Source organism: Brucella sp. GW823-FHT04E01, from assembly GCF_058796175.1.
This window is the reverse complement of sequence record NZ_JBXAIK010000004.1, coordinates 433019-446963: the sequence shown is the minus strand read 5'-3', so window position 1 is coordinate 446963 and position 13945 is coordinate 433019. Positions and strand designations below refer to the sequence as shown.

Genomic DNA, 13945 nt, shown 5'->3' with positions numbered 1-13945 from the left:
CCAAAAGCAAAGGCCGGGAAAACCCGGCCTTTGTATTACTCTTCGCTGATCTTTCAGTTCGTCGCGTTATAGGCGGTAATTGCCGCCATATTGACGATGTCGGAATCCTTCGCTCCGATGGTGACGATCTGCGCTGGCTTGTCGAGGCCGACGAGCAACGGGCCGATAATCGTTGCGCCACCCAGTTCCTGCAGCATGTCGGCGGCAATCGAGGCCGAATGATTGTCCGGTGTGACGATCACATTGGCCGGGCCCGACAGGCGGATGAACGGATATTGTTCCATCAGCTTCGGGTTCAGCGCCACATCGGCACTCATTTCGCCGTCGAATTCGAAATCGACATGACGCGTTGCGAGAATGCGGACGGCTTCCTGAATGCGCGCGGAGCGTTCACCGCCCATATGGCCGAAAGTCGAGAAGGCGGTCAGTGCAACACGTGGTACATAACCCATGCGGCGCGCCATGCCCGCAGCTTCAACCGCAATATCGGCAAGCTCCGCTGCGGTCGGCATTTCATGAACGGCGGTATCGGCGATGAACACCGTGCGTCCACGGCAAAGTGCGATGGAAACACCAACCATGCGGTGGCCGGGCTTGGAATCGATCACGCGGCGCACGTCGTCCAGACCCGTCGCGTAATTGCGGGTCACGCCCGTTACCATACCGTCGGCATCGCCGAGCGCCACCATACAGGCCGCAAAATGATTGCGGTCATTGTTGATGAGGCGGTGGCAATCGCGCGTCAGATAGCCCTTGCGCTGCAGTTTCTCGTAGAGATAGTCGGCATAGGCCGCATTGCGGCTCGAAAGGCGCGCATTGATGATTTCGATGCCGGGACGGTCGAGATCGAGACCGGCAGCCTTGGCCGTATCCTTCACCCGTTCCTCGCGGCCAACCAGAATAGCGGTGCCGAGGCCCTGATTGACGTAGGAAACGGCGGCACGCATCACCTGTTCTTCTTCACCTTCGGCAAAGACGATGCGCTTCGGCTGACGACGCACGCGCTCATAGATGCCGCGCAGCGTCGAGGCGATCGGATCGCGACGTGCCGACAGTTCGCGCTTGTAGCCTTCGATGTCGGCAATGGCACGCCCGGCAACGCCGGTTTCCATCGCTGCCTTGGCGACGGCAGCCGAGACGGATGCAAGCAGACGCGGATCAAACGGCACCGGAATGATGTAACTTGAGCCGAAGCGCGGACGGCTGCCCTGATAGGCGGCAACCACATCGTCCGGCACGTCCTCGCGGGCAAGTTCGGCCAATGCATTGACGGCTGCGATTTTCATCGCATCGTTGATGGTGGTTGCCCGTACGTCGAGTGCGCCACGGAAGATGTAAGGAAAACCAAGGACATTGTTGACCTGGTTCGGATAATCCGAACGACCGGTGGCAACGATGGCGTCATCACGGATGCGCGCCACTTCTTCGGGCGTTACTTCCGGGTCGGGATTGGCCATGGCGAAGATGATCGGGTTCGGCGCCATGGAACGGACCATGTCTTCGGTGAATGCACCTTTGGCCGAAAGGCCGAACACGACATCCGCGCCGTTCATGGCATCTGCGAGGGACCGCTTGTCGGTTTTCACCGCATGGGCGGACTTCCACTGGTTCATGCCCTCTTCGCGGCCCTGATAGACGACGCCCTTGGTGTCGCACAGGATGACGTTTTCCGAGGCAAAACCCATCGCCTTGATAAGCTCGATACAGGCAATACCCGCCGAGCCCGCGCCATTGCAGACGAGCTTCGTCGTCTTCATGTCGCGGCCGGTCAGATGCAGCGCATTGATCAGGCCGGCAGCGGCAATGATGGCCGTTCCATGCTGGTCGTCATGGAAAACCGGAATGTCCATCAGTTCGCGCAGGCGCTGCTCGATGATGAAGCAGTCGGGCGCCTTGATATCTTCCAGATTGATGCCGCCGAACGACGGTCCGAGATAGCGCACCGCATTGATGAAGGCATCGATATCGGTCGTATCGACCTCAAGATCGATGGAATCGACATCGGCGAAGCGCTTGAACAGCACAGCCTTGCCTTCCATCACCGGCTTGGATGCGAGCGCACCCAGATTGCCGAGCCCGAGAATGGCGGTGCCGTTCGAAATGACAGCGACGAGATTGCCCTTGGCCGTATAGTCATAGGCGCGGGCGGCGTCTTCAGCGATTGCCTTCACCGGCACGGCAACGCCCGGAGAATAGGCGAGCGACAGATCGCGCTGCGTGGTCATGGGCTTGGTGGGGTTGATCTCCAGCTTGCCCGGGCGACCCTGCGCGTGAAAGTCTAGCGCTTCCTTCTCACTGGCTGTGGGTGCGCGTTCTGATGTGTTGCCCTTCGGCGTCGAGGCTGGCATGTTCCCTCCGGTTTCATCTGCGGGAGAACCTCGATAGCGCCAGTCACGCATCGTGTAAACAGTGCTTCGAGGAATAGATATTCATCCAAAAACGATGGAATACGAAATTTTATAACTTTAGCCTCGCCGGCTAAGCAATAAATGAAGGTTTTCAGATGGAAACGACGGCTAACGAACACGGCTCGGAAGCGGAAGAAAACACCGCCGAGGCAGCGCCCGTTCGCCTGACGCCCATGATGGAACAGTATATTGAGATCAAGGCGGCGAATGTCGATTCGTTGCTCTTCTATCGCATGGGCGATTTTTACGAGCTGTTCTTCGATGATGCAGTGGAAGCCTCTGCGGCACTCGGCATCACGCTCACCAAGCGCGGCAAGCATCTGGGCGAGGATATTCCCATGTGCGGCGTGCCGGTCCATGCCGCCGACGATTATCTGCAGAAGCTGATCGCCAAGGGCTATCGCGTCGCGGTCTGCGAACAGGTGGAAGACCCGGCAGAGGCGAAGAAGCGTGGCTCCAAATCGGTGGTGAAGCGCGATGTGATCCGTCTCGTCACACCGGGCACGCTGACCGAAGAAAAGCTGCTGGATCCGTCCGAAGCCAATTTCCTGATGGCGATGGGGCGTACGCGCGGCGATGGTGCGCTGGCGCTCGCCTGGATCGACATTTCAACCGGAACTTTCCGTGTGGCGGAAACCACGCCGGACCGGCTTTTCGCCGATGTGATGCGGGTCGACCCGCGCGAACTGGTCGTGGCTGACAGCGCCTTCCATGATGAGGAGCTGCGCCCGGTCTTCGATCTGGTCGGCAAGGCGGTAACGCCGCAACCGGCGACCCTCTTTGACAGCGCGGCCGCGGAAACGCGCATCCAACGTTATTTCAACGTCGCGACATTGGATGGTTTCGGCCAGTTCAGCCGTCCTGAACTTTCAGCTATTTCCGGGGCAATCGCCTATATCGAGAAGACGCAGATTTCCGAGCGCCCACCCTTGATGCGGCCCGAACGCGAACATGAGGGCGGCACGCTTTTTATCGACCCGGCCACACGCGCCAGTCTGGAACTTGCCCGCACCATGTCGGGCAATCGAGATGGCAGTTTGCTGAAGGCGGTTGATCGCACGGTGACGGGCGGCGGCGCGCGACTCCTTGCCGAACGCCTGACTGCACCGCTGACCAATCCGAAGGAAATCGCGCTGCGGCTCGATTCCGTTTCCTGGTTCCTGAGCGAGCAGTCGCTCTGTGAAGCCATGCGCGCGGAACTGAAGGGCGTGCCGGATATGCCGCGCGGTCTCTCGCGCCTTGCCGTCGGGCGCGGTGGTCCGCGTGATCTGGGCAGCCTTGCCCGAGGCTTCGAGGCTGCGCATGTCATTGCGAGCCTGCTGGAAAGCGCTTTGCTGCCCGACGAACTGGCACATGCCCGCGATGCCGTCAGTGCCATGCCCGCCATCTTTACCGCCCATCTCGACCGGGCCTTGGCCGACGAATTGCCGCTTCTGAAACGCGATGGCGGTTTTGTGCGCGGAGGCTATAATTCCGAACTCGATGAAATGCGGGCTTTGCGTGATCAGTCACGCCGGGTGATCGCCGGTCTGCAGGCAAATTATATCGAAGAAACCGGTATCAAGTCGCTGAAGATCAAGCATAACAATGTGCTTGGCTATTTTATCGAGGTGACGGCCAACAATGCCGGGGCGATGACGGATACGGATGAAGCCAAGAGCCGTTTCATCCATCGCCAGACCATGGCCAATGCCATGCGCTTTACCACGACCGAACTGGCGGAACTGGAAAGCAAGATCGCCAATGCTGCCGACCGCGCATTGTCAATCGAGCTTGCCGTGTTCGAGGAATTGACGGCGGAAGCGGTCTCCCATGCTGATAGCATCCGTGCCGCCGCATCGGCGCTTGCTGTTTTCGACGTCTCGGCAGCGCTTGCTGTGCTGGCGGAAGAGCAGGGTTATTGCCGTCCGCAAGTCGATGACAGCCTGTCCTTCAATATTATCGCGGGTCGTCATCCGGTCGTAGAGCAGGCCCTCCGGCGTCAAGCGGCCAATCCGTTCGTCGCCAATGATTGCGATCTCTCGCCGCAAGCAGACGGCGGCAATGGCGCGATCTGGCTTCTGACCGGCCCGAACATGGGCGGTAAGTCAACCTTCCTGCGCCAGAATGCGCTGATTGCGATCATGGCACAGATGGGCTCCTTCGTGCCTGCGGGTTCTGCACAGATCGGTGTCGTGGACAGGCTGTTCAGTCGTGTCGGTGCTTCCGACGATCTGGCACGCGGGCGTTCAACCTTTATGGTTGAAATGGTGGAAACGGCTGCGATCCTCAATCAGGCAGGCGAACGCTCGCTGGTGATCCTCGATGAGATCGGGCGCGGTACAGCCACTTTCGACGGATTGTCCATTGCCTGGGCAGCGGTTGAATATCTGCATGAAAAGAACCGTTGCCGGGCTTTGTTTGCCACGCATTTTCATGAAATGACTGCACTTTCAGAAAAGCTTGAGCGGCTTTCCAATGTCACCATGCGGGTCAAGGAATGGGACAATGATGTCGTCTTCCTGCATGAGGTGGCGAAAGGGGCAGCTGACCGTTCCTATGGCGTGCAGGTCGCGCGTCTGGCGGGGCTGCCCGAAGCGGTCGTCAATCGCGCGCGCGATGTGCTGCACCAGCTTGAAGCGGGCGAGACCTCGGGCAAGGCTGACAAGCTGATCGATGATCTGCCGCTGTTCTCTGTCGTCTTGCAGCAGGAAAAGCCGAAGCTGCAGGTTCAGGGGAAAGATAGTGAACTGACCAAGGCTGTCTCTGCAATCAGTCCAGACGAACTGACACCGCGAGAAGCGCTGGACCTGATCTACAAATTAAAGGAACTGGCCGGAAAGGCGTGACGAGTTCTGGCCAGGTAGGGTGCTCCAGTCTGTTTGAGATTCTGGTTATGACGAGCCGAAAATGGTGATGTTTGCGACCCGGAGCGGAGTGTACTTTTGGGTACATGAGCACCGGAAGCGCAAAACAGCGCCATTTGCAGGCCGTCAGAACCAGAATATCTACAGACTACACAAAGCGGTTCGCTTCCGCGCCGTAATAGGTGATGTAGCGGCTGGAAATGCGCTCAATCGGCAGGATGATGAAGACATCGGTTGTGCCGAATGCCTCGTCGATCACTGCGCCGTCGCCGATCATTGCGCCGAGACGTAGATAACCCTTGACCAGTGGCGGCATTGAGAACAGCGCAACCTTGTTGTTGATGGCTTCCTTCGGCATCAGGTCCATGGCCTGATAACGATTGGGCAGGGCACGAACGTCCCAGTCATCGGTGGCACGGCAGTTGTGATGGAGGAACGACAGGCCGAGCGCGTGCGCTGCAGGCACCGCGCCGTGGAATGAAGCACAGCCGAACATCACATCGATGGAATGGCGGCGGCAATAGGCCCAGGCACCTTGCCAAAGAAGCTCGACAGTGCGCTTGGAGCGGTATTCCGCCTTCACGCAGGAGCGACCCAGTTCAAGCAGGCGGAGGTTCGGGCGTGAAAGGGCCAGACGCTGCACGTCATATTCATCGGCAGAATAAAAGCCGAGCGCCTGTTCCGCCTGATCGCTACGCATCAGACGATAGGTGCCGACAATCTGCTGATGCTCCGGCACGGGCAGGGCGGTGTCGTAAACGAGCAGATGATCGCAAATAGCGTCGAAACGGTCAGCGTCTCGAAGCTCCACCGCTTCGATGCTTTCCCTACGCGCGCCCATTTCGTCGAAGAAGACGCGGAAACGCAATTCCTGCGCGGCTTCTACCGCCTCGCGTGAATTTGCAAGCCGTACTTCCAGCGATCCGATGCGTCCCAGAACGATGGGATCGCCGTTGGACGCGAACAGCGCCTGTTGTGCTTCTAAGCCTGACATGACCGTATCATCAATGATTTGCTGGTCCATTCCAAGCAGTACTGTCATGATGATGGCTCCTGATTTGTCTATTCACGTATTCCTGAACGGCTTTCCCACGGATATTTCAGCGAGAGCTAGCCAATTCCAATCCTTGTTCAGCCGATTGCATGGACAGGGTGTCCAGTTCGACCGAAGCAGTACAGATTCAGTGCTACGCGACGATGACAGAAGCATGTCACCAATGTGTCAATTCGGATGGCTGGACCTTATCCTCTTCAAAAAGCTTTTAATTTTAAGAGATCAAATTATGCGAAAGGCAGAAACTGTTCAACCCGGCGGGTTAGCGGGCAGCCCGTTCGCGCCGCCAGCCGAGGAATTCCTCCAGAATTATGAGACCTGCACCGATTGTAATGAAGGTGTCGGCGAGGTTGAAAACTGCGAATGACCAGGTTGGCAGGTGAAACAGAATATAATCCACGACGTAACCGTGCATCACGCGGTCGATAAGATTGCCGATGGCGCCGCCAACGACAAGTGCAAAACCGTAGCGTGCGAAGATGCGGTCCGGCGCGTTGGTCCACCACAGATAAAGTACGAACAAGATAACTGCTGCGGTGATTGCGACCAGTCCCCAATCATGCAGCCATGCCAGCATGGAAAAGGCGATGCCCTCATTGTGCGTACGAAACAAGGCAAGGAACGGTAGCAGGTCGATCTGCTGGCCGTAGCCCATCCGTGTTTCCACCAGATGTTTGACACCCTGATCGATCAGTATGGTGAGGACAACGACGAACAGTGAGGACCAGACTGCGTGTCGCTTCATCCGGAAACCCTTTCATCGAGCGTGAGTGCGTCGCGACGAATTTCGTAGAGCATGACGCCGGTGGCAATTGCAAGATTGAGGGAATCTGCACGGCCTGCCTGCGGAATGCGTGCGAGCTTGTCGCAAGTATCGGCCAGACTGTCCGGCAGGCCCTGCTGTTCGTTGCCCATCATCAGCACGACCGGCTTGTTGGCATAGGGAATGGTGCGATAGTCGACCGCACCTTTCAGATGGGTGCCGACGACAAGGCCGGAAATGCCCTTGCGCCAGTTGAGGAAGTCGGCTTCCGTCACTTTATAGAGCGGCATGGAAAAGACCGAGCCCATCGTGGCGCGCACGGTTTCCAGCGAATAGGGGTCGGTGGTGTCGCCGATCAAAATGATGCCCTTGGCGCCGACCGCATCGGCGGTACGGATGACAGTGCCCAGATTGCCGGGATCGCGCACGCGGTCGAGCGCGATATAAACATCGTTGTTCTTCGGCTTGAGGTTTGTGAGCGGGCGATATTGCTGTTCGAAAACACCAACCACCATTTGCGGGTTGTCGCGGCGGGTAATGGCAGCCATGATCTTTTCGGTCACTTCCAGCACCAATCCGCCCTTGGCGAAGGTGCGGGCGGCAACCTGCTCGACCATCTTGTTGCCCTTGCCGGATTTGGCGAAGACCAGCGTCTTGATGCGCCAGTCCTGTTCCAGCGCGTCGATGACAAGCTTCAGCCCTTCGGCCAGAAAAACGCCCTGCTGGTCGCGGAATTTTTTCAGCGCCAGCGAGCGGAGATCTTTCACGATAGGGTTGGTGAGGCTGGTGACTTCCTTCACCTGACCTACCTTGGAATATTCGGCACGAGAGCCGCCTTTGGAAAAATCGTCGTCACGGCTCATTTTGCTACCCAGCGGCTGAACATGGATGTGGAAAGCGCGCGTCCTCCCGACTGATCGGCGGAACGTTCGCGCAGAATAAGTTCGCCCGATTCGACCGTACCACCAAGACCGGTGAAACGGTCGCGCATCAGTTCGTGAATGGCGAAGAAGGATGCGCGGATCGAATAGGCAGTCAGGATGACGGCGAGCGGTTTTGGCGTCAGGATGGACCGGCATGTATCGACCATTGCGGGCAGATGCTCGAACAACTGCCAAACCTCGCCGCTCGGCCCGCGCCCATAGGCAGGCGGATCAAGCAGGATGATGTCATAGAAACTGCCGCGCCGTTCCTCACGCTGAACGAATTTCATCGCGTCTTCACAGATCCATCGGATTGGCTTGTCCGAAAGCCCGGCCATTTCCTGATTTTCACGCGCCCAGAGAATGGCCTTCTTGGAGGCATCCACATGGGTCACTTCCGCACCTGCACGTGCCGCTACCAGCGAGGCGACGCCCGTATAGCCGAAAAGATTGAGCACCTTAACGCTGCGTCCGGACTTTACCCCATCTCGGATAAGCCCATCCATATAGGACCAATGCGCGGCCTGCTCTGGGAACACGCCAACATGGCGGAACGAGGTGAAACGGCCATGAAAGGAAATGCCATCGTGCTGCATTGGCCATGTTTCGCCGAGCGGCACTTTCGGAAAGGCCCAGCGTCCCATGCCTTCCTCGTCGGTGTTGCCGGTGAAGACGGCATCGGCCTGGTCCCATTCCTTCTGCGGCAGGCTCGGCAACCAGATTGCCTGACCTTCCGGGCGGACGATCCGATAGGGACCATATTGCTCGAGCTTCAACCCGTTGCCGCTGTCGAGAAGCGCATAATCGGGCGAGGGTTCCGTTTCGAGAATGAGCGGCAGTCGTTCTCCCGGGCGTGCACCGGCATAAGGCTTGATTTCGCGAAGCGGAGTAGCGGGCTTGTCGTCTACGGGCTTGGGTGCGGCCTTGGCGAATTGGGGACGCGGCTTTTTGAAAGACGAGCCTTTATTGTCAGACTTGCCATCAGATCGGCCTTCAAATTTGCTTTCTGAACGCGGCGCATCATGTCTTGCGCGCTCGAAACCACGGTCCTGTTTGCCGCCCGACGGCTTTTTGCCTTTTCCCTTTGGCGCTTTCACCCGAAACTCCAATCATCATGATTGGGGTCTAGGTAGGATAAACAGGGCCGGTGTGAAAGGGGAAAACGACGTTCAATCGCGCTTCGACCATGAAAACCCGGAAGTTTTGCCTCCGGGTTTGAGAATAGCAGGTGTTTCAGGAGTTCACGACCGGCATATTGCGCTTTTCGGCGGCGGTGCTCCGTTCAAGCAGGCGCGCAGCTTCCTGCTTGTACATGCGCTCCTTGCGGCGGTGCTTGCCTTGTGTGAGCCACGTCACCAGTGAGCCGATGACAACGCCGAGAAGAAGCGCGCCGAACAGCCACAGAAACAGAGGCGCATTATAGGACAGAGCGGGATTGCCCGGATTGAACGGATCGATCGTAAACTGCACCGATGCGCGATTGGCAACCGACAACGCAATCAGAGCCACTGCAAGCGGCACGAGAACGATGATGGCGATGATGCGTTTTGCCGCCATGATGTCTATCAGACTGCGCCGTTGAGACGGTCGCGCAGTTCCTTGCCGGTCTTGAAGAAGGGAACCCACTTTTCTTCCACATCCACCGTTTCGCCGGTGCGCGGATTGCGACCGCTGCGAGCAGGGCGGTTCTTCACCGAAAAGGCGCCGAAGCCGCGCAGCTCAACACGATTGCCTTCGGCAAGAGCGTTTGTGATCTCGTCGAATACCGCGCCCACGATGTTTTCGACATCGCGCTGAAAGAGATGCGGATTACGGCTGGCGATAATCTGAACGAGTTCCGATTTGATCACGGCTTTAAACCCCTGTTCTTCTGTTTGTTTCATCCGGTATCTACCGGATATTGTGTAAGTTTACCTGGCTGGCGTCAATTCGCTTCAGGCGTACCGTCAACGTGCCAAACCGAAAGAAGTCCGTCAAGAAAGATGCGTTCCTTGGCGATCTGCTTCAACATGCCGTCTGCTTCCTGCGGCACGCCAAGAAGGCGTGCACCGGCATGAATGATAAGATCGCGCAGCGAGAAACCCGTTTCACTGCTGACCGGCTTCCATTCCAGACGCGGCAAATCTTTGGAAAGCCCCTTGCTCGCAAGCCAGGCGACCGCTTCCTCTTCACCGCCCAATCCGTCGATCAATTTTTTATCGAGTGCCTGTCGCCCTGTAAAAACCGCGCCATTGGCGAGGGCCAGCGCCTGTTCATGTGTGAACGAACGGCGTTTTTCGACAATGTCCACGAACCATGCATAGGAATCCATGATCATATTGCGGATCATGCCCTTGGCTTCTTCGCTGGCCGGGCTGAAATAATTGGGTTCCGCCTTGAGTGGTGAGGACTTGATGGTTTCGACCTTCACACCGATCGTATCAAGCAGCTTCGAAACATCGGGATACTGGAACAGGACACCAATCGAGCCAACGATGGATGTCTGTCGTGCCACGATGTGGTCCGAAGCGCTGGCAATCATGTAACCGGCGGAAGCTGCAAGGGTTCCTACCTGCGTGACGACCGGCTTTTTCTCGGCAATCTTGCGCACGGCTTCGAAAATCGCTTCGCCGCCCACCGTCGTTCCACCGGGCGAATCGAGAACCAGAATCACGCCTTTGACGGCGTCATCCTTGGCGATCTTGTCGAGACGCTTCAGCAATTCCTCATTCTCGAAGATGGTGCCTTCGATACGAACCTTGGCAATGTGCGGTTGGTTGAAGTTGGTGCCGCGCATGGACCATGAAGCGAAGACGGCAATCAGGGCGGCGATCAAAAGCAGGAAGGCCCCACGCCAGATCGTCAGCTTTCTGCGCAATTTCCGGCGTTCGATAATTGCTTCGGCGTCTTGAGCCATTCCCGTCCATCCGTTCGTTCAAATCGCGCGGCTTGCGCCCCGCAGTTCACCTTGTGCCCCGAATGAGGGCACGCGGCAAGTATCTTCGAAAAATAGGTCTGGTTAGAGATAGTGCCTGAAATACATATTGTAATGAAGCTGTCCGAGATTCTTATGTTCGTTGCCGGATCAGCTCTGGCGGTTGCATTACGCACAGCTGTAATTTGACCGAGTTTTGTGGTATCAAAGAGTTGAATAGCATCCTGCTTAATTCGGTGGGGTGTCAATTGGGCTGAATTATCAAAGGCATAGGCCGTTCCTGTTTGCGAGGCGGGTGCGGTGTTTTGCGCGGTATAAAGCTATTGAGCGACCGACTATTTCACCCCAAATAAACCTTATTGAAATGAAAAAGCGCGACACACACGCGCTGATTATCGAGTTTTACGAAAGCCGTTGAGGAATTGAACGCCACATGACCGCCGACACCACAGATAGCCATGCGCCGCAGAACGCGACCGCTCAAGGTCGCGGCACGGGTGGCATGCGTTTTGGTGCGTCGGAGAAGGCCGAGACGCTTTTTCATGCTGCGCAGCGCCATTCGATCCGCGTTCGCGTTCTGAAGACAGTCCTTCCTGTCGCCGCAATCATCGTGGGAGCGGTATTCTCTTGGTATACGTTTCTTGCGACGCCGAACGCGCCCGTTAAGGTCGAAGTGAACAATGGCGGCGAAAGCGGAAAGCTTGTCATGACGAGCCCGCACCTGAATGGTTATACCAAGGATAACCGCCCCTATTCGATGACCGCTTCCAAGGCGACGCAGGATGCAAAGAACAGCGGTGCGATTTCGCTTGAAGGCATTTCCGCGGAGCTGCCGGTTGGTGACAAGGGCACGGCCAAGGTCGAGGCAACGTCCGGTGTTTACGACAATGCCAATGGGCGTTTGCAACTTGATAAGGACTTTACTGTTACGACAGACGACGGTTTACGTGCGGTGCTGCGTTCTGCGGACGTAAATCTCAAGAGCGGGCAGATCACCACTGACAAGCCCGTGGATATCCGCAGCGGCAGCACGCATATTCTGGCCGACAGCATGCAGGTCAAGGACAACGGCAAGGTTCTGATTTTCGAGAACAAGGTTCGAATGACTGTTGACGGCAGCGTTGTTTCGCCCAACAAGGCTCCCTGAAAAGGGCGCCTGATTTGAGGATAGGGGAAGCGTTCGGACCGATTCATATCTGTGCGGCGCGGTTGAGTACATTCTGAAACCGGTCCTCGGATCGAAATGTGCTCGAAAACAGATTGTTAGAGCGTGATTCTGATGCAATCGGAATGGTACAGGCTCTAAGCCGCTTTTTTGATCGCATTTTGCGATGCTGAATGTTCCCATTTGGCCGCAAAGTGCTTAATGTTGCGTCTGACCGCATGTCGACCCAGAGATGGTCGAATGCTTCGGGGAGCTGAAATTATATGGAACGCGAGACGGGCAAGATGAACAAGGGTACGATGGCCCGCACTTTGCGGATGGGATTTGCAGTTCTGGCGCTCGGCATTGTCGCGGCTCCGACAGTTTCACTGGCGCAGGAAGGCGCAGCCGTGAACGGCCTGAAGCTTTCCAACAGCAAGGCGCCCGTCAAGATCGACGCTGACAAGCTGGAAATGCGCGACAAGGAAGGCATTGCCATATTCACCGGTAATGTTGCCGTTTCGCAGGGCGACGCCCTGTTGAAGGCAGGCCAGATGACAGTCTATTACAACAAGGCCAAGAAAGACGGCGAAGCACCGGCCCCGGAACCGACAAGTGCTGGCGTGGGCGGCCTCGATTCATCGAGCATCGATCACATCGACATTTCGGGGAAAGTCTATCTCAAGTCCGGGACGCAGGTCGCAACTGGTGATACCGGGCGTTATGATGCGAAAAACCAGGTTATGGTTCTTCAGGGGCAGAAAGTGGTTCTGACCGATGGCGACAATGTCGTGACCGGTTGCAAGCTGACGGCGCATCTCGATACGGGCCGCGCCAATGTCGAAAGCTGCAAGGGCCAGACCAAGGGTCGCGTATCGATTATCATGGCCCCGAAAGATCAACAGCAGGGCGGTGCTGCGCCCAAGCAGAACTGACCGGAGCAGGCGTGGGATTGTTCTGGAACAAGAAGGCCGACGGGCCGCAAGACGCATCGCAAAATGTGAACGCACCATCCGATGTCGCGGGCGCTATGCCCGGCCAGCCGGGTAAGTCGACGCGTCTCAAAGGGACGCTGGTGGCACGCGGTCTCTGCAAGAGCTATCGCGGCCGGCAGGTCGTCAATGGCGTATCGTTCGGTGTGCGTGCTGGCGAAGCTGTCGGTATTCTGGGGCCGAACGGCGCAGGCAAGACCACTTGCTTCTATATGGTGACAGGCCTCGTTCCGGCTGATGCCGGTTCCATCGAGATCGACGGTTTCGACGTCACGTCTATGCCGATGTATCGCCGTTCCCGTCTTGGCATCGGCTATCTGCCGCAGGAAGCATCCATTTTCCGTGGCCTTTCGGTGGAAAACAACATCAAGGCTGTGCTGGAAGTTGTGGAGAAAGATCGCTCCAAACGCGCTTCCGAGCTGGATGCGTTGTTGGAAGAATTTCACATCGCTCATCTGCGCAAGGCGCCTGCCATTTCGCTGTCCGGCGGCGAGCGCCGTCGTCTCGAAATTGCGCGTGCGCTGGCATCGCGCCCAAACTTCATGCTGCTCGATGAACCTTTTGCTGGTGTCGATCCGATTGCCGTTTCGGATATCCAGCAACTCGTTCGCCATCTGACAAGCCGCGGCATCGGCGTTCTGATTACCGACCATAATGTGCGTGAAACGCTCGGCCTTATCGACCGCGCCTACATCATTCACGCCGGTCAGGTGCTGACACATGGTCGTCCTGCCGAAATCGTCGCCAATCCCGACGTGCGCCGGCTTTATCTCGGCGACCAATTCACACTTTAATATTCGGCATTTTCATATCGTCTCAGGCTCCTATGGAAATGCCTTCATTCTGATCAGCCATCGGTTTGAGCCTGTTATGTTCTGTACAAAGTTACAGAAAGTGCCGC

The 13945-nt window shown here is 57.2% G+C and carries 12 protein-coding genes; 4 read left to right on the top strand and 8 right to left on the bottom strand.

Translation table 11 applies throughout. The features are described 5' to 3' along the window. Positions 1 to 53 precede the first annotated feature (53 nt). Positions 54 to 2348, bottom strand: a complete 2295-nt coding sequence (locus tag AC1RHM_RS17275) for an NADP-dependent malic enzyme (RefSeq protein ID WP_010657993.1) — start codon at positions 2346 to 2348, stop codon at positions 54 to 56. A 155-nt stretch (positions 2349 to 2503) separates the two neighbouring features. On the opposite strand from AC1RHM_RS17275, the gene mutS reads away from it, so the two are divergent. Further along, positions 2504 to 5236, top strand: coding sequence for a DNA mismatch repair protein MutS (gene mutS, locus AC1RHM_RS17270; protein WP_010657994.1), 2733 nt, complete (start codon positions 2504 to 2506; stop codon positions 5234 to 5236). A gap of 166 nt (positions 5237 to 5402) precedes the next feature. Here the strand turns inward: mutS and olsB are convergent, their stop codons facing one another. The 7 genes from olsB to sppA form a co-directional block, all read right to left on the bottom strand. Next, the gene (gene olsB, locus AC1RHM_RS17265) at positions 5403 to 6296 is read right to left on the bottom strand and encodes a l-ornithine N(alpha)-acyltransferase (RefSeq protein ID WP_029375852.1); all 894 of its coding nucleotides are present in this window, start codon (positions 6294 to 6296) and stop codon (positions 5403 to 5405) included. A gap of 274 nt (positions 6297 to 6570) precedes the next feature. Next, the gene (gene lspA / locus AC1RHM_RS17260; RefSeq protein WP_010657996.1) at positions 6571 to 7053 is read right to left on the bottom strand and encodes a signal peptidase II; all 483 of its coding nucleotides are present in this window, start codon (positions 7051 to 7053) and stop codon (positions 6571 to 6573) included. After that, positions 7050 to 7934 carry a TrmH family RNA methyltransferase gene (locus AC1RHM_RS17255; protein ID WP_010657997.1) on the bottom strand — a complete coding sequence of 295 codons (885 nt, stop codon included), beginning with the start codon at positions 7932 to 7934 and terminating at the stop codon, positions 7050 to 7052. Before AC1RHM_RS17255 ends, lspA begins: the two co-directional genes overlap by 4 nt. After that, positions 7931 to 9091 (bottom strand): RsmD family RNA methyltransferase, encoded by a 1161-nt coding sequence (locus AC1RHM_RS17250; RefSeq protein ID WP_010657998.1) that lies wholly within the window; start codon positions 9089 to 9091, stop codon positions 7931 to 7933. Before AC1RHM_RS17250 ends, AC1RHM_RS17255 begins: the two co-directional genes overlap by 4 nt. 136 nt (positions 9092 to 9227) lie before the next feature. Beyond that, positions 9228 to 9551, bottom strand: coding sequence for a lipopolysaccharide assembly protein LapA domain-containing protein (locus AC1RHM_RS17245; RefSeq protein WP_010657999.1), 324 nt, complete (start codon positions 9549 to 9551; stop codon positions 9228 to 9230). An 8-nt stretch (positions 9552 to 9559) separates the two neighbouring features. Then, entirely contained in the window at positions 9560 to 9844 is a 285-nt protein-coding gene (locus AC1RHM_RS17240) for an integration host factor subunit beta (RefSeq protein ID WP_004687882.1), read from the bottom strand. A gap of 74 nt (positions 9845 to 9918) precedes the next feature. Further along, positions 9919 to 10890 (bottom strand): signal peptide peptidase SppA, encoded by a 972-nt coding sequence (sppA, locus tag AC1RHM_RS17235; protein ID WP_010658000.1) that lies wholly within the window; start codon positions 10888 to 10890, stop codon positions 9919 to 9921. A 451-nt stretch (positions 10891 to 11341) separates the two neighbouring features. Here sppA and lptC point away from each other — a divergent pair, with 451 nt between their 5' ends. From lptC to lptB, 3 genes are all read left to right on the top strand, one after another. Then, positions 11342 to 12055, top strand: coding sequence for an LPS export ABC transporter periplasmic protein LptC (gene lptC, locus AC1RHM_RS17230; RefSeq protein WP_029375853.1), 714 nt, complete (start codon positions 11342 to 11344; stop codon positions 12053 to 12055). A 281-nt stretch (positions 12056 to 12336) separates the two neighbouring features. After that, the gene (locus tag AC1RHM_RS17225; protein WP_011982370.1) at positions 12337 to 12987 is read left to right on the top strand and encodes an LptA/OstA family protein; all 651 of its coding nucleotides are present in this window, start codon (positions 12337 to 12339) and stop codon (positions 12985 to 12987) included. Positions 12988 to 12998: 11 nt separating this feature from the next. After that, a complete protein-coding gene (lptB, locus tag AC1RHM_RS17220; protein WP_010658003.1) occupies positions 12999 to 13838 on the top strand; it encodes an LPS export ABC transporter ATP-binding protein in 840 nt (279 codons plus the stop codon). Positions 13839 to 13945 lie beyond the last annotated feature (107 nt).